This window comes from Rhodococcus pseudokoreensis, assembly GCF_017068395.1.
Lineage (GTDB): Bacteria > Actinomycetota > Actinomycetes > Mycobacteriales > Mycobacteriaceae > Rhodococcus_F > Rhodococcus_F pseudokoreensis.
Genome location: NZ_CP070619.1, coordinates 1,301,906 through 1,323,710 on the forward strand (window position 1 = coordinate 1,301,906; position 21,805 = coordinate 1,323,710).

Genomic DNA, 21,805 nt, shown 5'->3' on the forward strand with positions numbered 1-21,805 from the left:
GCGCTCGAGGTCAAGGTTCCGGCACTCGTCTCAGCCGAGGTCGTCGAGTGCGCGCCGGGCCGCCTCGACCCGCCGCTCTGCCGCCTCCAGTTCGCGTTCTGCCCGGTGCACCGCCTCAGCCGAGGCCTTCTCCGCGTTCCGGGTGAACTGCCGCTCCTGCTCGGCGTGTTCGAGTTCGGCGCGCAGTTCCTCGATCCGGTGGTCGATGTCGGTCAGCGTGGATCGCGCCTGCCCGAGTTCGGTGTTCGCGTCGTCCAGCGCGCCGCGGATCTCGTCGGCCCCGGACGTGGCGTCCGCCAGTTCCGCCTCGGCCTCCGCGCGGTCGGCGTCGAGATCACGCTCCTGCGATTTCTTCGCCTTCTTCGGCTTTTCGGGTTCGGACTTCGGCGGCTTCTTCGCCGACTTTCCCTGGACGACGGTGAGTCCGGCGGGCCCGAAACCGCTGTAGCTCGCCGCCGTCACCACCCGGCCGCGTCGCACCTGCTCGGCGGTGTCGGCGTCGGCGAGCGCGGCGTGCAGCGTCTGACCGACATCGCGCAGCGCGTCCTCGCCGACGGTCCGGCCCCGGTCGGCGGCGAGCTCGCCGGCCTTGCGCGCCAACGCCCGCACGACCTGCTGGCGCTGCGTCGTCAGCCGCCGAAGGTCCGGGCCGGACAGGTGCCGCTGCGCATCGCGGAGGGCGTCGCCGAGGGCGAGGAGCGCACCCACCTCGTCGGGCAGTTCGCGGGCGAGCAGGTTGACGAGCCAGCCGACGACCGTGGGCTTGCGCAGTTTCCCGATCTCGGTGGCCAGGGCGCGGTCCTTGTTCTCCCGCGCCGCCGTCACCTGCGCGGTGCGCGCCTCGACGAACTCACCGGGGTCGAGGCCGTACAGTTCGTCGGCGACGTCGTCGAGGGTCACGGCACCATACTTTCACCGCGACCGTTCCGTCCGGGCCGACTCGGGTCAGGCCAGTCGTTCCGCTGCGGCCGCGATTCGTTCGTCGTCGGCCGTGAGCGCGATCCGCACGTGGGTGCCGCCGCCGGGACCGTAGAACTCCCCCGGCGCCACGAGAATGCCCCGCTCCGCGAACCACTCGACGGTGTCCCGGCAGGCTTCGCCGCGGGTCGCCCACAGGTACAGCCCGGCCTCGGAATCGTCGACGGTGAATCCGGCGCCGCGCACCGCTGCGAGAAGGATCTCGCGGCGACGGCGGTACCGCTCACGCTGCTCGTTCTCGTGGTCGTCGTCGCTGAGCGCGGCGGTCATCGCCGACTGGATCGGCAACGGCACCATCATGCCCGCGTGCTTGCGGACCTCGAGGAGTTCGGCGACCAACGCCGGGTCACCGGTGACGAAGCCCGCGCGGTAGCTCGCGAGGTTGGACGTCTTCGACAGCGAATGCACCGCGAGGAGACCCGTGAGATCGCCGTCGTTCACCCGCTCGTCGAGGATGGAGAGAGCTTCCCCTTCCCAGGTCAACCCCAGGTAGCACTCGTCGGACGCCACGATGGCGCCCCGGCTGCGCGCCCAGTCGACCACCTTGCGCAGATGCTCGAGGCCGAGCACCTTGCCGGTGGGATTGGACGGCGAGTTCACGAAGATCAGCGACGCACCCTCGGGGCCGAGCCGGTTCAGGCCGTCGGCGCGGATCACCCGCGCACCCGCGAGGAGCGCACCCACCTCGTAGGTGGGGTACGCCAGCTCCGGAATGACCACGAGGTCGTCGGCGCCGAGCCCGAGAAGGCGTGGCAGCCAGGCGATGAGCTCCTTCGTGCCGATCGCGGGCAGCACCGCCGCCGGATCGATGCCGGTGATTCCGTAGCGGCGGCGCAGCGCCTCGACCGCGGCGGTGCGGAGTTCGTCCGTGCCGTGCGTCGTCGGATATCCCGGAACCGCAGCGACCGCGGTCAGCGCCTCCTGGATGATCGGGGCCACCGGATCGACCGGGGTTCCCACCGACAGGTTGACGATGCCACCCGGGTGGGCGAAGGCCTTCGCCTTCGCCGACTCGAGCGAGTCCCACGGAAAGTCGGGAAGTGCTGCGGCTACCGGGATACGAGGCACATCTAGTCCTCGCCCATGGGGGGCAGCGCCTTGATGAACGGCGGGTCGTAGTCGACCTTGCCCAGTTTCGCCGCTCCGCCTGGGGAACCGAGATCGTCGAAGAAGTCGACGTTCGCGGCGATGTAGCCGTTCCACTGGTCCGGGACGTCGTCTTCGTAGAAGATGGCTTCGACGGGGCAGACGGGTTCACAGGCGCCGCAGTCCACACATTCGTCCGGATGGATGTAGAGCATCCGCCCGCCCTCGTAGATGCAGTCGACAGGGCATTCCTCGATACACGCCTTGTCCAGCACATCCACGCACGGTTCAGCAATCGTGTAGGGCACTGCCGCTCTCCCTGCCTTTCTGACACGAGTAAGCACGAGGTACGGGCCGCTTGTACCTCGCGGAAGAAACTATTATCGCCTGCCCGGCGGACCCCTCTGCGGTGAGGGTTACCTGACCCGGCGGATCGTCGCGGGCACCGGCGCCCGGTCCGCGATCCGTTTTTCGGCCTGTTTTACGGCTCTCACCAGCGCGCCCCGTTCGCCGAGATACCCGGCCACCACACCGACCACCGGGATGTTCCCCAGCAGCGCGTAGGTCCCGCCCGGTTGCGGGCGCTTGTCGAGTTCGTCACTGAGCGCCCGCACCGTGCCCGCGGTACGCCACAGCGCGCCGATCAGTCCGAACGGGCGCCACACCGAGACACCGTCCGCCGAACCGGATGGCGGGGTCGCGCCGGCGAGCACCGCGGACGCGTCCGTCTCGCGACGGCAGAGCACGGACGCCAGCAGGTCCACCTGCGCGGACCGGCCGGTGACACCGTGTTCCCGGGCCACCGCGACGAGAACGACGGCCTGGTTGGCGAACCCGAGCACGTCCTGGATCGGGAGCCGGTTGAGGAGCACACCGAACATGCCCGGGGACGCGACCGCGATCGTGTTCAGCGCGCCGATCCGCGTCACCCACCACCGTGCCCGCTCGTCGTCGCTCGCCTTCTCCCACGACGCCGTTCCCGGGAACCGCACGGTGTCGAGCACCCACGCGATGCCGTCGAGCAGCGCCTCCGCGGCGCCCCGTTCCTCCGCTGTCGGGGCGAACGTCCGGCCCTTGATACCGAACGGATCCGTGAGGGCCAGATCGAGCACGGGGTTGATGCCCCGCGCGGCGCGATCCAGGATGGCGACGACCGTGTCGTCGCCCAGCCGAAGCGTCTCGCTCATGCGGCCGGCGACCGTCCTTCGCGTCGGGCGTGTGTGGTGGTGCGTTCGCGGGCCGGGCGGCCGATGCCCTCGGCGATGGCCCGCAGTTCCTCGACCGTCTTCTCCGATCCGTGCTCGGAACCCGCCATCCGGGAGATGGTCTCCTCCATCAACGTGCCCCCGAGATCGTTCGCCCCACCCTGCAACATCACCTGGGTCCCGGTCACCCCCAACTTCACCCAGCTGGTCTGGATGTTCGGGATCCGCCCGTGCAGCATGATCCGCGCCAGGGCGTGCACCGCCCGATTGTCGCGGTTGGTCGGGCCCGGCCGCGACGCCCCCGCCAGATACAGCGGCGCACTCTGATGCACGAACGGCAACGGCACGAACTCGGTGAACCCACCCGTGCGGTCCTGGATCCCGGACAGCACCCGCAGATGCCCCACCCAGTGCTTCGGGTTGTCGACGTGCCCGTACATCATCGTCGAACTCGACCGCAGCCCCACCTCGTGCGCCGTGGTCACCACCTCCACCCAGGTGGCGGTCGGCAACTTCCCCTTCGTCAGCACCCACCGCACCTCGTCGTCGAGGATCTCCGCCGCCGTCCCGGGAATGGTGTCCAGACCCGCCTCCCGCAGCTCCGTCAACCAGTCCCGGATGCTCTGCCCACCCCGCGAGGCACCGTTGACGATCTCCATCGGCGAGAACGCGTGCACGTGCATCGACGGGACCCGCTTCTTCACCGCCCGCACCAGATCCGCGTACCCGGTCACCGGCAACTCCGGGTCGATACCGCCCTGCATGCACACCTCCGTCGCTCCCGCGACGTGCGCCTCCCACGCCCGGTCCGCGACCTCGTCGGTGGACAGGGTGAACGCGTCCGCGTCGCCCTTGCGCTGCGCGAACGCACAGAACCGGCACCCGGTGTAGCAGATGTTGGTGAAGTTGATGTTCCGGTTCACCACATACGTGACCTCGTCCCCGACCGCATCCTTGCGCAGGGCATCGGCCAACGCGACCACCGCCTCGAGTCCCGCCCCGTCCGCGGTCGCCAACGCCAGATACTCGTCGTCCGACAGCCCCGCCGGGTCGCGTTCGGCGCTGCGCAACGCCGCCAGCACGTCGGTATCCACCCGGACCGGGCCGGACAACTCGAGCACCTGCTCCCGGACGGTCTCCCAGTCCCCGAACGCGCTGCCCAGGTCGCTGCGGGTGTCGGTGTTGCGGCCGGCGGTGTCGATCTCGGTGTTCAGGTCCACCCGCCCCGCCGATTCCCACGACTCGTCCGGCTCCTGCCACGGCAACCCGACCGGCTTCGTGTCGAGCTTCGCGAGCCCGGTCTGCGGGTCGGAGAGGGCGTGCACGTGCCCGGTGATCCGCGGATCGATCCACGGCGCCCCGGCGAGCACGAACTGCGGCTGCGCCGCGGTGCGTTCGGTGAGTTCGAACCCGGCGGCCGCGGTGATCTCGGCCAGGGTGTCCAGGTTCGGCCACGGACGCTCCGGGTTCACATGGTCCGGGGTCAGCGGCGACACCCCACCCCAGTCGTCGACGCCCGCCGCCAGCAGCGCGGCGCATTCGGTGGTCGACACCAGATTCGGCGGCGACTGGATCCGCATCCCCGGGCCCAGCAGCAACCGGGACACCGCGATGGTCGCGGTGAACTCCGCGAGACCGGCGTCGGGGGTATCGCGCATCGCGGTGTCCGGCTTGGCCAGGAAGTTCTGCACGATCACCTCCTGGACGTGCCCGAACGCCTTGTGCGACTTCCGGATCGCCATGATCGACTCGGCCCGCTCCCGGACGGTCTCGCCGATGCCCACCAGAATCCCGGTGGTGAACGGCACACTGAGCCGGCCGGCGTCGGTGAGGGTGCGCAACCGCACCGCCGGATCCTTGTCCGGGCTGCCGTAATGGCATTCGCCCTTGTCGGTGAACAACCGGGTCGAGGTGGTCTCGAGCATCATCCCCATCGACGGGGCCACCGGCTTGAGCCGGGAGATCTCCTCCCAGCTCATCACGCCCGGGTTCAGGTGCGGCAGCAGCCCGGTCTCCTCGAGCACCCGGATCGACATCGCCCGCAGGTAGTCCAGCGTCGAGTCGTAGCCTCGCTCGTCGAGCCACTGCTTGGCCTCCGGCCACCGATCCTCCGGCCGGTCACCGAGCGTGAACAGGGCTTCCTTGCAGCCCAATTCGGCGCCCTGCCGGGCGATCTCGAGGACCTCGTCCGGTTCCAGATACGCCCCGCGCCCCTCGGCCCGCAACTTGCCCGGCACCGTCACGAACGTGCAGTAATGGCACTTGTCCCGGCACAACCGGGTCAACGGGATGAACACCTTCCGCGAATACGTGACCGCCCTCGGCCGACCCGCCGCCAGCAACCCGGCATCGCGCACCTTCGCCGCCGACGAACACAGATCCACCAGATCCTCGCCGCGGGCCTGCAACAACACCGTCGCCTCGTCCACGTTCAACGTGGCACCGTCCCGGGCACGTCGCAACACCCGCCGCATCGCGGACGCGGACGGTGCCGCTTCCTGCGCCGATGCGCCGGACGGGGGTGCCGCCGGAACACCCGGCATGGGAAGCATCGTGGGCCGGCCGGACTCTTCACCTGAATGGGTCACCCAGCGATCATGCGCCATCGACGACGAGCCGTGCCACCCAGACTCCGTGAGCGGCGGGGATCGCTACCCGCGCGGGTAGTCCTCGTCGACCGGAACCGCCCGGCTCTGCTCGGCGGCGTCCGCCTCGTTCACCTCCAGCGAAGACACTTCTTCGACCTCGTCGGAGTTGTCGTCGTCGACGGCGATCTCCTGCTCGAGCCGGTCCGCCTCGGGAACCTCCGGAGAATCGGCCGCATCGAATGACGTCATGTCTGCGCTCCTTTCGCTTCGGGGGTCCTCCCACCATAGGTCCGTTCTCGACAGAATGGCGGGGCACGGCCAAAGTAGGGGCATGAGTGTGCCCACCACCGTCACCATGGCGGAGCCGCTGTGGCGGCCCAGCCCCAAGGCCAAGCAGCTGTGGGCAATCAACGCCGCCCTCCTCTGGTTTCCCGTCTTCGTCGTGCAGGTCGTCGCGCTCGTCTTCCACTGGTGGCCCGTGTGGGTGCATCTCACGGTCCTCGCGATCACCGTCGTGCTCGCGATCGTCCACGTCGCCGTCGTCCCGCTCTGGCGGTACCGGGTGCATCGGTGGGAGATCAGCGACACCGCGGTCTACACGCGCAGCGGCTGGTTCACCCAGGAACGGCGCATCGCGCCCATCTCCCGCATCCAGACCGTCGACACCGAACGCGGACCGATCGACCGCATGCTGGGGCTCGCGACCGTCACCGTCACGACGGCGTCGTCCGCCGGTGCCGTCAAGATCGCCGCCCTCGATCAGGACACCGCCGACCGCACCGTCGCGCGGCTCACCGAGATCGCCGGCACCAATGTCGGTGACGCCACATGAGTGCGGCACCGGAACCGGGCGTCGCACCGCCCATCGCGCAGGGCGAGGCCGCGGTCGCCGCGGAGGAGGAGCAGCCCTGGTTGCGCCTGGACCGCCGGATGCTGCTGGTCCACCCCGTCAACGAGATCGTCAAACTCCTGCCGGTGTTGCTGATTTCGCTGGTGATCGGCACCCAGAGCGGCAACCACGTGTGGAGTCTCGTCGCCATCGTCGTGTTCGTGGTGTTCGGTGTCTCGCGCTGGTTCACGACGAGTTACCGCATCGGCCCGGTCCACGTGCAACTGCGGCAGGGCCTGTTCAACAAACGCCTGCTGTCCGTACCGCGCAACCGGATCCGCTCCGTCGACGTGGAGGCAGGGGTGCTGCATCGGCTGCTCGGGCTCTCGATCGTGCGCATCGGCACCGGCCGGCAGGTGGGGTCCACACCGGACGCCGCGAAGTTCGAACTCAACGCCCTCTCCACCGGGCTGGTTCCCGACTTGCGCGCCGCACTCCTCGCCCGTCAGCCCTCCCCCGAGGTCGAGCACACCGCGGTCACGCAGGAACCCGCGGTGACCGAGATCGGCCACTGGACTCCGGCGTGGGTGCGCTACGCCCCGTTCTCGGTGACCGGGGTGGTGACCATCGCGGCGATCGTCGGACTCGCGTTCCAGTACGGAATCGGGGCGAAGATCGCCCGCTCGTCGACCGTGGCCGAGGGGATCGAATCCGCGGAGCGCGTCGGGATCGCCGTGGCGGTCGTCGTGGGCATCGTCGTCCTCTTGATCGTCGCCAGCGGCCTCGCGTGCGTCCGGTACCTGCTGACGTACGGCAACATGACGCTGACGGACAACGGCCGCACCCTGCACGTCAGTCACGGCCTGCTGAAGACCCGCCAGACCACCCTCGATCGCGCCCGGCTCCGCGGTACGACGCTCACGGAGCCGCTGCTGCTGCGGCTCGCGGGCGGCGCCCGGCTGGATGCCGTGATGACCGGTGTCAGCGCCGAGAGGCGCGAGTCCTCGCTGCTGCTCCCCCAGGCGCCGCGCGCGGAGGCGGAGCGGGTGATGGCCACCGTGATCGGCGACCACCGCCAGGCCGCGGTCCCGCTCACCCCGCACGGGCCGGTTGCGCAGCGTCGGCGCTACACCCGGGCCCTGATCCCCACGGAGATCGCGCTCGCCGCCGCCCTCGTGTTCCTGATCCTCGGCCGGCCCGTGTTCTGGGTGGTGTGGGCCGGGATCGTGGTGCTCGCCGTCGGCGGCGTGGCGCTGGCGTGGGATCGGTACCGCGGTCTCGGTCACGCGGTGCTGCCCGGGTGGCTGATCACCCGCAGCGGCTCTCTCGACCGCTCCCGGGACAGTCTCGAGGCCGACGGCATCATCGGGTGGACCGTCCGCCAGACGTTCTTCCAGCGGCGGGCGGGGGTGGCGACCGTCATCGCCGCGACCCCCGCCGGCACCGGAAAATACCTGGTGATCGATCTGCCTGCCGATCAGGCGTGGTCGCTCATCGAGTCGGTGACGCCCGGCGGAGGTGACGTGTGGGCGCGGCGCTGACCGACATCGCCGGTCTCGACGCCCACCTCGTCGACTGCCGGGCGTGCCCCCGCCTCGTCGAGTGGCGGGAGAGGGTCGCACGCGAGAAGCGCGCGTCGTTTCGCAACGAAACTTATTGGGGCCGTCCGGTTCCCGGATTCGGCCCGGCCGACGCGTCCCTGCTGATCGTCGGTCTCGCGCCCGCCGCGCACGGCGCGAACCGGACCGGGCGCATGTTCACCGGCGACCGCAGCGGCGACTTCCTCTACGCCGCCCTCCACGCCGTGGGTCTCGCGAGCCAGCCGACGGCCACCCGCATCGGCGACGGACTCGAACTGTTCGGCGTCCGGATCACGTCCCCGGTGCACTGCGCGCCGCCCGCGAACAAGCCCACCCCGGCGGAACGCGACAACTGCCGGCACTGGCTCGACGCCGAACTGCGCATCCTGCAACCCGGCCTGCGGTCGGTGATCGTGCTCGGCGGGTTCGGCTGGCAGTCGCTGCTCCCGGTCCTCGACGACGCCGGCTGGGCCGTTCCCCGGCCGCGGCCCAAGTTCGGGCACGGCGCGCACGTCGAACTGGCCGGCGCCGAACATCCCCTGCACCTGTTCGGGTGCTACCACGTCAGCCAGCAGAACACGTTCACCGGCCGGCTGACCCCCGCCATGCTCGAGTCGGTGCTCTCCGACGCCGCCCGCGTGGCCGGGCTGCTCGACTGATTCCGGGCGCCCGACCGCCGGGCGAACGGTACATCCGACGCGTCAGAAGCGCCGAAAGCGCCGTTCACCCCGCATGACGCCGCTTCGGAAGTTCCTCGATGATGTATTTCGCCATGCTCCCGAGCCGGGGTCGGGCGGGTTGCATGGTGTCCACCCCGAGGACGGTGAGCGGCGAGGCCGTCACGGATCCGACGCAGACGGGTGCGACCGGACCGTGGAATGCCTGCAGGAGGGCCTCGACGCGGTCGGTGTCCTTCGCGGTGCTGAGCAGCGAGGACACGGCGGGTGCACTGGTGAAGGTGACGGCGTCGACCTCGGCGCGGACGATTCGGTCGAGCAGCGTCAGCAGTGGCTGCTGGTTCTCGGGCCGGATCCACCGGTACACCGACACGGCCGTCGTCTCGGCCCCGGCGCCGGCGAGGGAGACGCTCAGGTCGGTCATCGGTTCCCATTCGGTGATGGTGCCGTGCAACTGGACCGCGACGCGCAGTCCGCGCACGCCCTGGGCCACGAGGTGTTCGTGCACTTCCTCGGATGACTCGGTGTCGGGCGACCACTCCTCGCGCAGGCCTGCGCCGCGGACGGCGCCCTTCGCCTTGGGGCCGCGGGTGATGATCCGCGCCGACTGCAGGGCGGTGAGCAGCGCGTCCTCCTCGTCCCAGGCCCGTGCCGCGTCCAGCCAGCCCCGGAATCCGACGGCGGTGCTGACGACGAGGAGGTCCGGCGGCGACGCGATGATGCCGGCGGTGCGGGCGCGCAGATCGGAGTCGTCGACGAGCGGAAGCACGTGGATGGCCGGGGTGTGGACGATGGCGGCGCCGTGCCGTTCGAGCAGCGTGATGAACTCGGCGGCCCGCCGTTCGGCGGTGACGGCGATGGTCAGTCCGGACAGTTCGTCGTTCGACATTCTCTCAGTGTGACGGACGAATCGCACTAGGCTGCCCACATGATCACAGCTGTGCACACTCTGGTCTACGCCGACGACGCCGAGGCCGCCCGCGATTTCTTCCGCGACGTGCTGGGCTGGCCGCACGTCGACGCCGGCGGCGGTTGGCTGATCTTCCGCACCGGGCCGTCCGAGATGGGGGTACATCCCACCTCGGACGACCAAGGCGGTGAGGAGTGGTCGACCCGGCCGCATCACGAGATCTCGCTGATGTGCGACGACATCGAGTCGACCGTGGCGGAACTCGAGGCCAAGGGTGCCGAGTTCACCCGCGGAATCCGCGACGACCGGTACGGCCTCACCACCTCGCTGAAGATCCCCGGAGCGGGGGAGATGACGCTGTACGAGCCTCGGCACCCGGTGGCGTTCGAGGGTTAGGCCTTCGCCTGCGCGCTGCTGCGCGCCGGATTGGCCTGCTCCCCCGCCTTGGGATCGGTCTCCGACTGCTTCTTCGACACCCCGTCGGCGATCCGGTCGCCGAGCGTCTTGTCGACGTTGCGCCAGTACTCGAACGCCTTCGCCAGGATCGGTTCGCTGACGCCGTTCAGCAGATGCCCGACGACGTTGTCCACCAGGCGGTCCCGGGCGGCGTCGTCGAGTACGTCACGGACCATCGTCCCGGCCTGACCCCAGTCGTCGTCCTCCTTGTGGAGTACGTAGGGCGAGCGAACCATGTCGCCGGCGCCGTACCAGGTGGCCGTCTCCCCGACCTGCGACGGGTCGGCGTGCGGGCCACCCTTGGAATTCGGCACGTACACCGGGTCCCCGGGGTTGCGGTGCCGCATGTTGCCGTCCTTCGAGTACGAGTGGACGGGCACGTGCGGCCGGTTGACGGGCAGTTCCTTGTAGTTGGCGCCGATCCGGTAGCGGTGGGCGTCCGGGTAGGAGAACAGCCGGCCGATGAGCATCTTGTCGGGACTCGGGCCGATGCCGGGAACCAGATTGCTGGGTTCGAATGCGGCCTGCTCGATCTCGCAGTGGTAGTCCGTGGGGTTGCGGTCGAGGGTCATTCTGCCGACGGGGATCAGCGGGTAGTCGCCGTGCGGCCACACCTTGGTGAGGTCGAACGGGTTGAACCGGTAGTCGTCCGCATCCTCGAACGGCATGATCTGCATCTTCAGCGTCCAGCTCGGGTACTCGCCGCCGTCGATGTGCTCCCACAGGTCCCGTGTGTGGTAATCGGTGTCGACGGACGCCATCTGGTCGCCCTCGTGCTGCGTGAAGAACTCGATGCCCTGGTCGGTGTGGAAGTGGTACTTCACCCAGAACTTCTCGCCGGCGGCGTTCACCCACATGTACGTGTGGCTGGAGTACCCGTTCATGTGCCGCCAGGTGCGCGGGATGCCGCGATCACCCATCAGCCACGTGACCTGGTGCGCCGACTCCGGGGACAGTGTCCAGAAGTCCCACTGCATGTCGTGGTCGCGAAGGTTGTTGTCGGCGCGCCGCTTCTGCGAGCGGATGAAGTCCTGAAACTTCATCGGGTCGCGGACGAAGAAGACGGGCGTGTTGTTTCCGACCATGTCGTAGTTGCCCTGCTCGGTGTAGAACTTCACCGCGAATCCGCGGGGGTCGCGCCACGTGTCCGGGCTGCCGCGCTCGCCGGCGACCGACGAGAATCTGATCAGCAGATCCGTCTTCTTCCCGGGCTGGAAGAGATCGGCTTTCGTGTACGCGGAGACGTCCTCGGTGACTTCGAACCGTCCGAACGCCCCGCCTCCCTTCGCGTGCGGTTGGCGCTCCGCAACGCGTTCGCGGTTGAACTGGGCCATCTTCTCGATCAGATAGTGGTCCTGGAGGAGGATGGGCCCGTCCGTCCCGATGGTGAGCGAGTGTTCGTCACTCGTGACCGGGATGCCGGCGTCGTCGGTCGTGAAGTTCTGATCTGTCATCGCGATGCTCCTTCAGCAGGCTGCTGGTCGCTACCGCGTACCCCCGCGTTCCGGAGGTGAAACAGCCCCGAAAGCCGCTTTGACACTGACCTTCCACAGGTAGACCGCTGCGGGAAGCAGCGAGCCGATCAGGAGCAGGAGCGTCCAGACGGACGCGAGCATGAGCACGTCGCCGCCCGGGCCGCCGAACATGCAGAGCAGGAAACCGACCCCCCAACCGGCGAGCGGCAGCACTCCCGACCTGACCCGGCCGGTCGTGGACCGGGCGGCGACCACCAACGCCAGGTTGGCGACGGCGGCGGCGAGGATGCTGATCGGAAACGGCGTGGCACCGAGATAGCTGGGCAGGAACAGCACCGACAGGACGGCGCACAGAAAACCGTCGAACACCAGCAGCGCGAGGGTGACCCTCCCCAAAGCGTCGAGGTGCCCGGGTTGCGCTGCGGTGCCGACGGTCATGTGTCAATAGTGGATCAGGCGACGGGCGGGTAGCCCAGCAGGGTCAGCAAATGGCTCTGCATGTCGGCGAATCCGTACAGCACGCTGTAGTACAGGTCGTGCTGGGCCGGCCACGAGGGCCGGAGCGTATCGACGAACGCGACGATGGCGTTCTGAACATCCCAGTTGTACATCTATCGCCTCTCCTGACGGGTGCCACGCGGACTCGACCGCGGCCGCTGCGTGACGTGCGCCACAGTGTAATACGTAACGCCGGTCACAGACACCTGCGGTCAGAGACGCACGCCACCGAAGAGGTCCCGCTCTCTGCCGTCGGCGTCCCGATCCCCGAGGGCGCCGCGGACCAGCACGAAATGCTCCTCCACCAGGATCGGCTGCGCGATGTCGTTGGAGAGCGCGTACTCGGTGCCGCTCGGCGCCACAGTCACCTGCGTGGCGTGCGCCGACAGCGCGTTCCGCTTCGCATCGAGCACGCCCCGCACGTCGATCACCGTCGTCACGTCGGAGTCCGGCACGCTCGGCAATTCGCCGGGCTCCGGCAGCCGCCAGCCGTCGGGAAGATCGCCGATCCGGCAGAGTCCCGCCTCGAGCGCGCTCGCCTCGGTCACCGTCCAGTACAGCTTCGCGACCTCCCAGGGGCCGCCCGCCTCGGGGAACTGTTCGGTTCCCGCCGCCTCGACGGCCGCCGTGACGATCCCGTGCGCCTGGATGTGGTCGGGGTGACCGTATCCGCCATCCGGGTCGTATGTGACGACGACGTGCGGCCGCACCTCACGGATGACCGCCACGATCGCCTCGGTCACCGAGTCGCGGTCGGCGTTGACGAAGGCGCGCGGGTTCGCCGCCGACGCCGTGCCCGCCATGCCGGAGTCGCGGAAACGCCCCGCCCCCAGGAGGAATCGTGGCCGCCCCGCACCGAGAGACGACAGCGCCGCCGTCAGCTCGCCGATCCGGAACCCGCCGAGCTGGTCGGCGTCGCCGGCGACCAGGTGCGCCCACTCGTCGCCGATCACCTCGCCCTCCTCGCCGAGCGTGCACGTCAGGACGTGGACGTCGGCACCATCGGCGGCGTAGCGCGCGATGGTGCCGCCGGTGGTGAGGGTCTCGTCGTCGGGATGGGCATGGACCAGCAGTAGTCGCCGCTCACTCATTCCTTGATCCTGCTCCAGTCTGCTGCGTCACTGAATATTCCGACCGGCACGGCGCCCGACAGCGATACCCCGTCGACACCGGGCCCGGCCGCGACCAGCGTGCGGTCCTGCATGATCGGCAGCACCGCGGCCAGGTCCCAGAGTCTGCGATCGGCGTCGGCGAGGGCCTGCGGCACATCACCGACCCCGCGCACCGCAGCGTCGATCGACGGCTGCAAAGTGGGGTCGCAGACTCCCGACAGGTTCGACGGGGCCTTGGCCTCCGACACCGAATCACGTTCGGGGACGGCAGTTTCAGTGTTCGGCTGCGTCGTCGCGACCACTGCGGGCGGACAGCTGTGCCGGGACGCCAGCGCCGTCGCCGGGTCGGACCCGGCGCGCGACCAGCCGACGACCGCTCCGATGTCGCCCTTGCTCAGCGACTCCCCGTACAACTCCTCGGCGGGCAGCGACGTCACGGTGGCGTCGATGCCGGCGCCGCGCAACTGGTCGGCCGCCGTGTTGGCGACGGCGCTCGCCGTGTCGTCGCCCTCGGGGGTGCCGATGACGAGTGCGAGCGGGACGCCCTCGCGGACGAGCCGGGTGGGCGGCACCGTGCCCGCGGGAACGACGGTGCCGGGAGGTGTTTCGGCGACGTAGCCGTATTCGGCCAGCTGCGCCAGCACCTGTTCGCGGCTCGGCCGCGCGGGTGCGGTCGCGGTGTAACCGGGATCGGAGGGGGCGTAGACCTGCGAGCGCGCCGGGACCGCCGACGCCTCGCTGCCTGCGCCGACGACGGCGAGCAGGTCGGTGTCCAGCAGGTTCAGCAGACTCTTCCGCACCCGGACGTCGGCGAGTTCCGGCACCCGGCCGTTCAGCGTGAGGTCGAGTCCGCGGGGCTGGAACGATGCACCGGTCCGCACCGCCGGGATCGCAGCGAGCTGAGCGGAAGTCGCCGTGCCCCCGTGAATCTGGACGATCTGGGTGTCGTTGTTGCGCATCGAATCGGCGAGCTGCGACGGGGTGCCGTCGCGGCGCATCAGGATCTGGTCGGGGGTCGCCGGTTTGTCCCAGAACCGGTCGTTGCGTTCGAGCAGGATCTCGTCGCGGCCGCGGTCGATCGACTTGATGTGGAAGTGCCCGCCCGACACCGGGATGTTCTCGGCCAGTCCGGTCGCGAAGCCGCCGGGGGAATCCTTGATGAGGTGGGACGGCAGCAGGTCGGTGAAGAGTTCACGCCACGCCGGGTAGGCGGACTTCATCACGACGGTGACCGTCTTGCCGCCGCCCGAGGACCGGACGTCCTGGATCAGGTCGTAGCCGGCGGGGTCGACCACGCCGGGGGCGCTGATCATCTGCTGCCACAGGTAGCGGAAGTCCTCGGCCGCGATGGGCGCACCGTCGGACCATTGCGCTTCGTTGCGCAGCTGGTACGTGACGGTGAACGGTTCCTGCGACGTGACGTCCGCGGAGATGACGAGGGAGGAGTCGGGAATCCAGGTGCTACCGCCCGGGTGCGCGGGGTCGGGCACCGGCCGGAACGGGCTCGGCAGGACGAGGGCGCTCACCGCGGAGTTCGCCGGCGACTGGTCGGACAGCAGGTGCGGGTTGAATCCGCTGCCCACGTCGTCGATCGCGACGACGACGGGCTGCTTCTCGGTCGGGGACACCGTCGGCTTGGGGCTGTCGGTGCTCTCGACCGGCGGAGGCGGATCGGCGGTGCACGACGTGAGTACCGCCGTCGACAGTGCCAGCAGAAGTGCAGTCACTGCCACACCGTTCCCGCGGCTTCGGCCCCGAACTCCCCGAACAGCTCGGACTCTCTCGAGTCGACCCCCAGCACCCACCGCGCCGCCTTTCCTCAGAGATACCGGAAGGCTCCGGAAACCCACGAGCGAATGTACCTTCGGTCGGCGATCGATCGAAGGTACATCCGCCCGGTTGTGTGTGACGTGGTCGGACGTGCCGACTACAGGGCCGCCTTGTCGCGGGCCTTGGAACGCGAACGCTCACGGGCGCGGTCGGTGGCCGACAGGTGCACCTTGCGCACCCGCACGACCTCCGGGGTGACCTCGACGCACTCGTCGCCGGCGCAGAACTCCATCGCGCCTTCGAGCTCCAGCTTGATCGGCTTGGCGAGGGTCTCCATCACGTCGGCGGAGGACTGACGCATGTTGGTCAGCTTCTTCTCGCGGGTGACGTTGATGTCGAGGTCCTCCTGGCGCGGGTTGATGCCCACGACCATGCCCTCGTAGGTGTCGGCGCCGGGCTCGACGAAGAACGTTCCGCGGTCGGCGAGCTGGATCATCGCGAACGGGGTGACCGAGCCGGTGCGGTCCGAGACGAGCGAGCCGGTGTGGCGGGCGCGGATCTCGCCGGCCCACGGTGCGTAGCCGTGGAAGACGGCGTTCGCGATGCCGGTGCCGCGGGTCTCGGTCAGGAAGTCGGTGCGGAACCCGATCAGGCCGCGCGACGGGACGATGAACTCCATCCGGACCCAGCCCGCGCCGTGGTTGGCCATCTGCACCATCTTGCCCTTGCGGTTGGCGAGGAGCTGGGTGATGGCGCCGAGGTACTCCTCGGGGCTGTCGATGGTGAGCTCCTCGAAGGGCTCGTGCACCTTGCCGTCGACCTGACGGGTGACCACCTGCGGCTTGCCGACGGTCAGTTCGAAGCCTTCGCGGCGCATCTGCTCGACGAGGATGGCGAGCGCGAGCTCACCACGGCCCTGGACCTCCCAGGCGTCGGGGCGACCGATGTCGAGGACCTTGAGCGAGACGTTGCCGACCAGTTCCTGGTCGAGGCGCGACTTCACCATGCGGGCCGTCAGCTTGTGTCCGCTGACCCGGCCGACGAGCGGCGAGGTGTTGGTGCCGATGGTCACCGAGATGGCGGGCTGGTCGACGGTGATCCGCGGCAGCGGCACCGGGTTCTCCAGGTCGGCGAGGGTGTCGCCGATCATGATGTCGGCGAAACCGGCGACGGCGACGATGTCACCGGCGACGGCCTTCTCGGCGGGCTGACGCTCGACGCCGACGGTGGCGAGCAGTTCGGTGATCTTGGCCTTGGTGACGACGGGCTCGCCGTCGACCTCGCGGCACCAGGAGACGGTCTGACCCTTGGTCAGCTCGCCGTTGTGGATGCGGACCAGCGCGAGGCGGCCGAGGAACGCGGACGCGTCGAGGTTGGTGACGTGGGCCTGCAGCGGTGCGTCGACGTTGCCCTTGGGCGCGGGCACGTAGTTGAGGAGGACCTCGAACAGGGCGTCGAGGTTCTCGGCGTCCGGCGCGTGACCGTTCTCGGGCTGAACCTTGGACGCCTTGCCCTCACGGCCGGAGGCGTACAGAACGGGAAGGTCGAGGGCGAGCTCGGCGGCCTCGGCGGCCTCGTCGTCGAGGTCGGACGCCAGGTCGAGCAGCAGGTCGTGGCTCTCGGAGACGACCTCTTCGATGCGGGCGTCGGGGCGGTCGGTCTTGTTGACCACCAGGATGACGGGCAGCGAGGCGGCGAGCGCCTTGCGCAGCACGAAGCGGGTCTGCGGCAGCGGGCCCTCGGAGGCGTCGACGAGCAGGACGACACCGTCGACCATGGACAGGCCGCGCTCGACCTCGCCGCCGAAGTCGGCGTGACCCGGGGTGTCGATGACGTTGATGACCGTGACACTGCCGTCGCCGTGATGCTTGTGGACGGCGGTGTTCTTCGCGAGGATGGTGATGCCCTTCTCGCGTTCGAGGTCGCCGGAGTCCATCACGCGATCGACCAGTTCGGCGCGCTCCTCGAATGCCCCCGACTGACGCAACATGGCGTCGACGAGAGTGGTCTTGCCGTGGTCGACGTGTGCGACGATGGCAACGTTACGGAAGCTGGTGATGGTCACGCGGTGGCTCTCCTGGCTGAGTTGATTCGGCCACGCGAAAGTTCCCTCGCACGGCTTTCTGGCGGCCGCCTTGTCATCTCGATTCAGAATCCTCGTCGAGGCGATGGTAAATCGCCCAGTACAGGCATCGCGGCCACGTGAATACTACCCGCCCGAACGGCTACTTCGCGCATCGCCGGCTTCGCGGGGCATGCCCGACCAGCGTAAAGTGATCTGCGCCACGTCGAATTCGGCCTGTCTCGCGTGTGCGGTGAGGCCGAAAGCTGAGGGGACGCTAACCTGATCGGAGCCGGCGGATACCGGCGTTCACCGGAGTAGGAAGGCCGAGCCGAGTATGGGCAAGGTGAAGGCCAGCGAGGTCTCGGGTCTCAAGCCGAAGAAGAAGTGCTGCCGCAGCAAGACGCGGTGCATCAAGTGCCCGGTCGTGATCATGCGCATGAAGAAGCTCGAGAACGAGGGCGCGTCCAAGAAGGAACTGAAGAAGGGTCTCAAGAAGGCCCGCGCGGCCTGAGGTCAGGCCCGCCCGTTCAGGTGCAGCCGCAGGTCCGGCACCCATCCGCGGTCGTTGCCGACGAGGTCGATCTCACCCAGTTCCCGTTCGTCCACCCACCGCAGTTCCGCGTGGTCGAGCGCGGCAGGGATTCCCGACACCAGTTGAACGCGGTACGCGCGCAGCACCCGGCCGTCGGGCAGCGGCACGTCGTCGCCGATCCGGTCGCCGCCCGACACCTCGACGCCGAGTTCCTCCCGCAGTTCGCGGCGCAGCGCGTCCTCGGCGCTCTCCCCCGCCTCCGCCTTGCCGCCGGGCAGCTCCCACAGTCCCGCGAGTTCCGGGGGCCGCATCCGCTGCGCCAGCAACAGCCGGCCGTCGACGATGATCGCGGCCGCCACCACCTCACCGGTGTTCTCGACAGGTCTTGCACGTTCCTCGGGCACGGCACCATCATGAGGTATGGCCGAGTTGCTGTCAGACGGAGAGATCGACACCGCGCTCGCAGGACTGCCCGGGTGGCAGCGGGCGGGTGATTCCCTCGTCCGCACCGTGGAGTCGCCGAGTTTCCCCGAAGCGGTGGAGCTGGTCCGGAAGGTCGCGGAGGCGGCGGAGGCCGCGAACCACCATCCGGACATCGACATCAGGTGGCGCAAGGTCACCTACACACTGTCGACGCATTCCGCGGGCGGGCTCACGCAGCTGGATCTGGATCTTGCTGCGCAGATCGACTCACTGGCGGGCTGATCTCGCCGGTGGCCGCGGCGGCACGCTTCGTGCGGCGCCCGGCGCAGGCCACCCAGATGTAGACACCGAACGCGCCGACGACGTCGACGGTGCCCAGCCACGCGAGTACCGCGGGCCGGGAGATCAGCCAGATCGAGTCCTGGAAGAAGCTGAGCACCCAGGGCACGCCGATGAGGGTGGTGACGAGCCAGTACCCGGCGAGGATCCGGGTGCCGAGCATCGACCCGTAGGGGCCGTGCAGCAACCAGATCAGCATCGGGATCACCCACACCCAGTGGTGCGACCACGAGATCGGTGAGACGAGCAGTCCCAGCAACTCGACGAGGACGAGGGTGCCGAGCCGGTCGTCCCGGGCGATCGCCCGCCAGGCCAGGCCGGCGAGGACGACGGTGACCGCCACCGCCAGCAGCCAGAGGACGCCCGTCTCGACGTCGTACCCGAGCAGCCGCGACAACGCGCCGCGCAGCGACTGATTCCAGACCGAGCCGACCGGCCCGATGCGATCGGCGTCACCGAGCAGGTGGGTGAAGTACTCCCGCGCCTCCGAGCCGATCAGCAGATAACTGACTCCGACGGTCGCGGCGAACGCGACGCCGGAGAACACGGCGGCCTTCCAGCGGCGCTGCAGCAGGAAGTAGAGGCCGGTGATCGCCGGGGTCAGTTTGATCCCGGCGGCGAATCCGACGAGCGCGCCGGACAGCCACCACCGGGAACTGCGGACGGCGGTCATCACGAGCAGTGCCAGGAAGACGTTGATCTGGCCGTAGTCCAGCGTGGTGCGCACCGGTTCCACCCACACCCCGACCGTGGTCCACAGCACCGCGACCGCACGCCAGTGCGGGCTGCGCGCGGCGTCGCCGAGCACCAGACCCAGGCTCATCCGCGCCAGCGCGTACAGGGCGAGGATGGTCAGCAGTTGCCAGCCGACCCCGACCAGCGGGAACGGCAGGTAGTGCAGGGGAAAGAAGACGAGCGCCGCGAACGGCGGGTAGGTGAACGGTAACGGAAAGTCCGGTGTCACTTCCGAATAGGTGAAGTCGTAGAGACTGCCACCGTGGAGCGCCTCGGAACCGTCGACGTAGACGTGCAGGTCGACGAGGTTCATCCCGTTGGGGCTCAACAGCGTCCACGCCATCCGCCCGAGCACCGACAGCGCGAGAAGAACAGGCGCGCATCGCAACAGGGTGTGCAGGGCGGATGATCCCCGGGTCGATGTGGGTGAACGCTCGGAAGTCGGGTCGTCGGAGGCTGCTCCGCCGTCGGACGCTGCATGGTCGGACACAGTGTGGCGCTCTCCTGTGAGGTGTGTAGATGTCTCAGCCGATCCCGAAACGGTCCCGCACAGCGTAGACGGCGCCGTCCGCGGCCTCCGAGGTGTCCGTAGCCGCGCGTAACAGTTGCATCACCAATCACACGAACCACACGTGCCACAAGCTATCGTCACCGGAGGACCACCGTCGGGGTCTGTATGCCATACACTCCCACCGGGGTGCCGCAGCTACGGTGAACGAACTCGTGAGCTGTACAACCCGGGGGCGCTGTACATAGAGTGACCCCCCGAGCCGTCAGACGTGGATTGTTTTGTCGTCCACGCTGTTATGACTAAGGATGGGGAGACTGTGCTTCGAACCCGAGGTATGCGCAGAGCAGTCACTGCTCTCGCCGTTGCCGCAGCAGCCGCTATGGCAGTGCCGGCCCAGGCGATCGCGCAGCCGACGCCGCCGCCCGTGCCCGAAGGCATCCCCGTGGAGATGCTCGCGTCGTTCGCACCCGCCATCATCGGCGCAGCCGCTGGTACCGAAGACATCGCCGCAGGACCGCAGGATGCGATCCTGGACCAGGCCCGCAACCTCCTCGAGTCCCCCGGCATCCCGCCGGAACTCAAGTCCACCCTCGAACGCGTCATCACGTTCCTCGACGGCAGCGGTGGCGGCGGTCCCGAGATCCCGAAGGAGAACGCGCCCGTCATCGCGCAGTTCCTCTACCCGACCATCGGCAAGGGCTGTATCGGCGAAGGCGCCGACTCGGTCGGCACCGCGCTCGCGGTCCCCGGCCCGGCCCAGCTGCCCCCGCCCGGCCCCAAGGCAGGTCAGGCCGGTTTCGTGTTCACTGCCCTCGGAACCAGTTCCGTTGCCGCCGAACAGCCCAATCCGCTGACCGTGACGTGGATCAACCTGGACAACCAGCGGCGCGCCACCCAGAACCTCACCAACGAGGCCAAGATCAACCCCGACGGACCGGCAACCCTGTCGGCAATCGCGGACACCGGCCCGGGCCGCGTCCTCGCGGTCGTGTCGGGTGGACTGACGACCCAGAAGGAAGGGGCGGCTCCGATCACGTGCAGCTTCCTCCCCACCGTCGGCATGTTCCAGGTCGCGTAGCACTTCACAGCTGACAAGCGAGGGGCCCTCCGGACTTTTCCGGAGGGCCCCTCTCTCATGTCTGCACCGCTGCACTGTTTGCCGACGGCCCCACCGTGGTAGACCGAGACATGCACTCGACGCACCACGCACCGGACCACTCACTGCGATCGCGACACGCCCGGCGGTCCATCCTGTCGATCCGTTCGGAAGGATCGATCCTCTCGATCGGTTCCGCCTACTCCGTCCTGTCGATCGGGAGTGTCGGCTCGGTGCTGTCGATCGGATCGGTCGGATCGGCAGGCTCGGCACTGAGCACCGCCTCGTTCGCCAGTCTCGGATCGGCGCTGTCGGGGCTGTCGCGGTGGTCTCTGCTGTCGTGGAAGGGCTGGCACGACGCACCGCCCGAGCACCCCCATCTCACGGTCATCGCCGACGAACCGGACCTCACAAGGGACGCGACCGCGCACGTCCAGTCCTGACGGCATCCGGTCAGGACGTCCGGCCTGCGCGCGGCCAGGAATTGCCGTCGTACTTCTCGATCTCCCCGTTGAACTTCGTCAACAGTCGGCGCAACTCGCCCCGGTCGTGGTCGCTCCACTCGGCGATGATGCGCTCGACACCGTTTCTGCCCAGCGCCCGGTCCGCGTGAAGCTGCTCGAGCCCCCGCGCAGTGGCCTCGACCTTGCGGGCCATCCCCCCGTCCGGGTCGGGGACGCGCTCGACGAGTCCGCGCTTCAGCAGCGCGCCGATCTGCCGGTTGATCGTCGAGATGTCGAGCCGGAACGCCTCGGCGAGCTGTTTCAGGCTGAGCGGATGCTCGAGTTCCAGGCGTCCGAGGAGCAGGTAGGCGGAACGGTCGAGTTGGAATCCCGCCCGTTGCGCGTGGGCGTGATAGCGCGACAACAATGTCAATTCGTTCTCGACATCAGCCGCCACCTCGTCGCGATCGGACACCGACACCTCCCAGAGTTACCGT

At 68.9% G+C, this 21,805-nt stretch carries 24 protein-coding genes; 8 read left to right on the forward strand and 16 right to left on the reverse strand.

The window, feature by feature from the left end; translation table 11 throughout:
* Positions 1-30: 30 nt before the first annotated feature.
* The 6 genes from JWS13_RS11430 to JWS13_RS11455 all read right to left on the reverse strand — a co-directional run bounded on the left by JWS13_RS11430 (position 31) and on the right by JWS13_RS11455 (position 6,106).
* Positions 31-900 carry a hypothetical protein gene (locus tag JWS13_RS11430; protein WP_206005641.1) on the reverse strand — a complete coding sequence of 290 codons (870 nt, stop codon included), beginning with the start codon at positions 898-900 and terminating at the stop codon, positions 31-33.
* A gap of 45 nt (positions 901-945) precedes the next feature.
* Positions 946-2,046, reverse strand: coding sequence for a succinyldiaminopimelate transaminase (gene dapC, locus JWS13_RS11435; RefSeq protein ID WP_124392197.1), 1,101 nt, complete (start codon positions 2,044-2,046; stop codon positions 946-948).
* Between the two features lie 2 nt (positions 2,047-2,048).
* A complete protein-coding gene (gene fdxA / locus JWS13_RS11440; protein ID WP_073363533.1) occupies positions 2,049-2,372 on the reverse strand; it encodes a ferredoxin in 324 nt (107 codons plus the stop codon).
* Positions 2,373-2,480: 108 nt separating this feature from the next.
* Positions 2,481-3,251, reverse strand: a complete 771-nt coding sequence (locus tag JWS13_RS11445) for a hypothetical protein (RefSeq protein ID WP_206005642.1) — start codon at positions 3,249-3,251, stop codon at positions 2,481-2,483.
* Positions 3,248-5,875: a bifunctional FO biosynthesis protein CofGH gene (locus tag JWS13_RS11450; protein WP_206005643.1), complete on the reverse strand. Its 2,628-nt coding sequence runs from the start codon at positions 5,873-5,875 to the stop codon at positions 3,248-3,250. The genes JWS13_RS11445 and JWS13_RS11450 overlap by 4 nt, the downstream gene beginning before the upstream one ends.
* A 45-nt stretch (positions 5,876-5,920) precedes the next feature.
* Positions 5,921-6,106, reverse strand: coding sequence for a hypothetical protein (locus tag JWS13_RS11455; RefSeq protein ID WP_015889740.1), 186 nt, complete (start codon positions 6,104-6,106; stop codon positions 5,921-5,923).
* Between the two features lie 82 nt (positions 6,107-6,188).
* Here JWS13_RS11455 and JWS13_RS11460 point away from each other — a divergent pair, with 82 nt between their 5' ends.
* The 3 genes from JWS13_RS11460 to JWS13_RS11470 are packed head-to-tail and all read left to right on the forward strand — an operon-like array spanning position 6,189 to position 8,925.
* Positions 6,189-6,689: a PH domain-containing protein gene (locus JWS13_RS11460; protein ID WP_206005644.1), complete on the forward strand. Its 501-nt coding sequence runs from the start codon at positions 6,189-6,191 to the stop codon at positions 6,687-6,689.
* A complete protein-coding gene (locus tag JWS13_RS11465) occupies positions 6,686-8,227 on the forward strand; it encodes a PH domain-containing protein (RefSeq protein WP_206005645.1) in 1,542 nt (513 codons plus the stop codon). The genes JWS13_RS11460 and JWS13_RS11465 overlap by 4 nt, the downstream gene beginning before the upstream one ends.
* On the forward strand, positions 8,212-8,925 hold the full coding sequence (locus JWS13_RS11470; protein ID WP_206005646.1) for a uracil-DNA glycosylase: 714 nt from the start codon (positions 8,212-8,214) through the stop codon (positions 8,923-8,925). Before JWS13_RS11465 ends, JWS13_RS11470 begins: the two co-directional genes overlap by 16 nt.
* A 64-nt stretch (positions 8,926-8,989) precedes the next feature.
* Here JWS13_RS11470 and JWS13_RS11475 read toward each other — a convergent pair whose 3' ends face one another.
* Positions 8,990-9,832, reverse strand: coding sequence for a uroporphyrinogen-III synthase (locus JWS13_RS11475; RefSeq protein ID WP_206005647.1), 843 nt, complete (start codon positions 9,830-9,832; stop codon positions 8,990-8,992).
* Positions 9,833-9,871: 39 nt separating this feature from the next.
* On the opposite strand from JWS13_RS11475, the gene JWS13_RS11480 reads away from it, so the two are divergent.
* Positions 9,872-10,249, forward strand: coding sequence for a VOC family protein (locus JWS13_RS11480; RefSeq protein ID WP_206005648.1), 378 nt, complete (start codon positions 9,872-9,874; stop codon positions 10,247-10,249).
* Here the strand turns inward: JWS13_RS11480 and JWS13_RS11485 are convergent.
* From JWS13_RS11485 to typA, 6 genes are all read right to left on the reverse strand, one after another.
* On the reverse strand, positions 10,246-11,763 hold the full coding sequence (locus tag JWS13_RS11485; protein ID WP_206005649.1) for a catalase: 1,518 nt from the start codon (positions 11,761-11,763) through the stop codon (positions 10,246-10,248). The two genes, JWS13_RS11480 and JWS13_RS11485, sit on opposite strands and share 4 nt — an antisense overlap.
* A gap of 30 nt (positions 11,764-11,793) precedes the next feature.
* Complete coding sequence (locus JWS13_RS11490; protein WP_206005650.1) at positions 11,794-12,222, reverse strand: hypothetical protein; 429 nt, start codon at positions 12,220-12,222, stop codon at positions 11,794-11,796.
* A gap of 14 nt (positions 12,223-12,236) precedes the next feature.
* Positions 12,237-12,395, reverse strand: a complete 159-nt coding sequence (locus JWS13_RS11495; protein ID WP_005239161.1) for a hypothetical protein — start codon at positions 12,393-12,395, stop codon at positions 12,237-12,239.
* A gap of 99 nt (positions 12,396-12,494) precedes the next feature.
* Entirely contained in the window at positions 12,495-13,373 is an 879-nt protein-coding gene (gene mshB / locus JWS13_RS11500) for an N-acetyl-1-D-myo-inositol-2-amino-2-deoxy-alpha-D-glucopyranoside deacetylase (protein ID WP_206005651.1), read from the reverse strand.
* Positions 13,370-15,199 carry an ABC transporter family substrate-binding protein gene (locus tag JWS13_RS11505; protein ID WP_275957300.1) on the reverse strand — a complete coding sequence of 610 codons (1,830 nt, stop codon included), beginning with the start codon at positions 15,197-15,199 and terminating at the stop codon, positions 13,370-13,372. The genes mshB and JWS13_RS11505 overlap by 4 nt, the downstream gene beginning before the upstream one ends.
* A gap of 122 nt (positions 15,200-15,321) precedes the next feature.
* Positions 15,322-17,229 carry a translational GTPase TypA gene (gene typA, locus JWS13_RS11510; protein ID WP_072940524.1) on the reverse strand — a complete coding sequence of 636 codons (1,908 nt, stop codon included), beginning with the start codon at positions 17,227-17,229 and terminating at the stop codon, positions 15,322-15,324.
* 334 nt (positions 17,230-17,563) lie between these two features.
* On the opposite strand from typA, the gene JWS13_RS11515 reads away from it, so the two are divergent.
* Positions 17,564-17,740 carry a hypothetical protein gene (locus JWS13_RS11515; protein ID WP_206005653.1) on the forward strand — a complete coding sequence of 59 codons (177 nt, stop codon included), beginning with the start codon at positions 17,564-17,566 and terminating at the stop codon, positions 17,738-17,740.
* 2 nt (positions 17,741-17,742) lie between these two features.
* Here JWS13_RS11515 and JWS13_RS11520 read toward each other — a convergent pair whose 3' ends face one another.
* Complete coding sequence (locus tag JWS13_RS11520) at positions 17,743-18,123, reverse strand: (deoxy)nucleoside triphosphate pyrophosphohydrolase (protein ID WP_206011569.1); 381 nt, start codon at positions 18,121-18,123, stop codon at positions 17,743-17,745.
* Positions 18,124-18,181: 58 nt separating this feature from the next.
* Between JWS13_RS11520 and JWS13_RS11525 the strand changes: the two genes are divergently transcribed.
* The gene (locus JWS13_RS11525; protein WP_015889728.1) at positions 18,182-18,466 is read left to right on the forward strand and encodes a 4a-hydroxytetrahydrobiopterin dehydratase; all 285 of its coding nucleotides are present in this window, start codon (positions 18,182-18,184) and stop codon (positions 18,464-18,466) included.
* Here JWS13_RS11525 and JWS13_RS11530 read toward each other — a convergent pair.
* Positions 18,414-19,748 carry a mannosyltransferase gene (locus JWS13_RS11530; protein WP_206005654.1) on the reverse strand — a complete coding sequence of 445 codons (1,335 nt, stop codon included), beginning with the start codon at positions 19,746-19,748 and terminating at the stop codon, positions 18,414-18,416. The genes JWS13_RS11525 and JWS13_RS11530 overlap by 53 nt on opposite strands.
* Positions 19,749-20,103: 355 nt before the next feature.
* Here JWS13_RS11530 and JWS13_RS11535 point away from each other — a divergent pair, with 355 nt between their 5' ends.
* Both JWS13_RS11535 and JWS13_RS11540 read left to right on the forward strand, forming a co-directional pair.
* On the forward strand, positions 20,104-20,847 hold the full coding sequence (locus JWS13_RS11535) for an Rv1157c family protein (protein WP_445322392.1): 744 nt from the start codon (positions 20,104-20,106) through the stop codon (positions 20,845-20,847).
* A 110-nt stretch (positions 20,848-20,957) separates the two neighbouring features.
* A complete protein-coding gene (locus JWS13_RS11540) occupies positions 20,958-21,308 on the forward strand; it encodes a hypothetical protein (RefSeq protein WP_206005655.1) in 351 nt (116 codons plus the stop codon).
* Between the two features lie 10 nt (positions 21,309-21,318).
* Here JWS13_RS11540 and JWS13_RS11545 read toward each other — a convergent pair whose 3' ends face one another.
* Entirely contained in the window at positions 21,319-21,789 is a 471-nt protein-coding gene (locus JWS13_RS11545; RefSeq protein WP_124389484.1) for a MarR family winged helix-turn-helix transcriptional regulator, read from the reverse strand.
* Positions 21,790-21,805 lie beyond the last annotated feature (16 nt).

Coding starts and splice junctions, on each gene's coding strand:
- JWS13_RS11485 (WP_206005649.1), bottom strand. CDS start 11,763: ATGACAGATCAGAACTTCACGACCGACGACGCCGGCATCCCGGTCACG.
- JWS13_RS11460 (WP_206005644.1), top strand. CDS start 6,189: ATGAGTGTGCCCACCACCGTCACCATGGCGGAGCCGCTGTGGCGGCCC.
- JWS13_RS11450 (WP_206005643.1), bottom strand. CDS start 5,875: ATGGCGCATGATCGCTGGGTGACCCATTCAGGTGAAGAGTCCGGCCGG.
- JWS13_RS11515 (WP_206005653.1), top strand. CDS start 17,564: ATGGGCAAGGTGAAGGCCAGCGAGGTCTCGGGTCTCAAGCCGAAGAAG.
- mshB (WP_206005651.1), bottom strand. CDS start 13,373: ATGAGTGAGCGGCGACTACTGCTGGTCCATGCCCATCCCGACGACGAG.
- JWS13_RS11455 (WP_015889740.1), bottom strand. CDS start 6,106: ATGACGTCATTCGATGCGGCCGATTCTCCGGAGGTTCCCGAGGCGGAC.
- JWS13_RS11495 (WP_005239161.1), bottom strand. CDS start 12,395: ATGTACAACTGGGATGTTCAGAACGCCATCGTCGCGTTCGTCGATACG.
- JWS13_RS11540 (WP_206005655.1), top strand. CDS start 20,958: ATGCACTCGACGCACCACGCACCGGACCACTCACTGCGATCGCGACAC.
- JWS13_RS11445 (WP_206005642.1), bottom strand. CDS start 3,251: ATGAGCGAGACGCTTCGGCTGGGCGACGACACGGTCGTCGCCATCCTG.
- JWS13_RS11490 (WP_206005650.1), bottom strand. CDS start 12,222: ATGACCGTCGGCACCGCAGCGCAACCCGGGCACCTCGACGCTTTGGGG.
- JWS13_RS11475 (WP_206005647.1), bottom strand. CDS start 9,832: ATGTCGAACGACGAACTGTCCGGACTGACCATCGCCGTCACCGCCGAA.
- JWS13_RS11480 (WP_206005648.1), top strand. CDS start 9,872: ATGATCACAGCTGTGCACACTCTGGTCTACGCCGACGACGCCGAGGCC.
- JWS13_RS11465 (WP_206005645.1), top strand. CDS start 6,686: ATGAGTGCGGCACCGGAACCGGGCGTCGCACCGCCCATCGCGCAGGGC.
- JWS13_RS11535 (WP_445322392.1), top strand. CDS start 20,104: ATGCGCAGAGCAGTCACTGCTCTCGCCGTTGCCGCAGCAGCCGCTATG.
- JWS13_RS11525 (WP_015889728.1), top strand. CDS start 18,182: ATGGCCGAGTTGCTGTCAGACGGAGAGATCGACACCGCGCTCGCAGGA.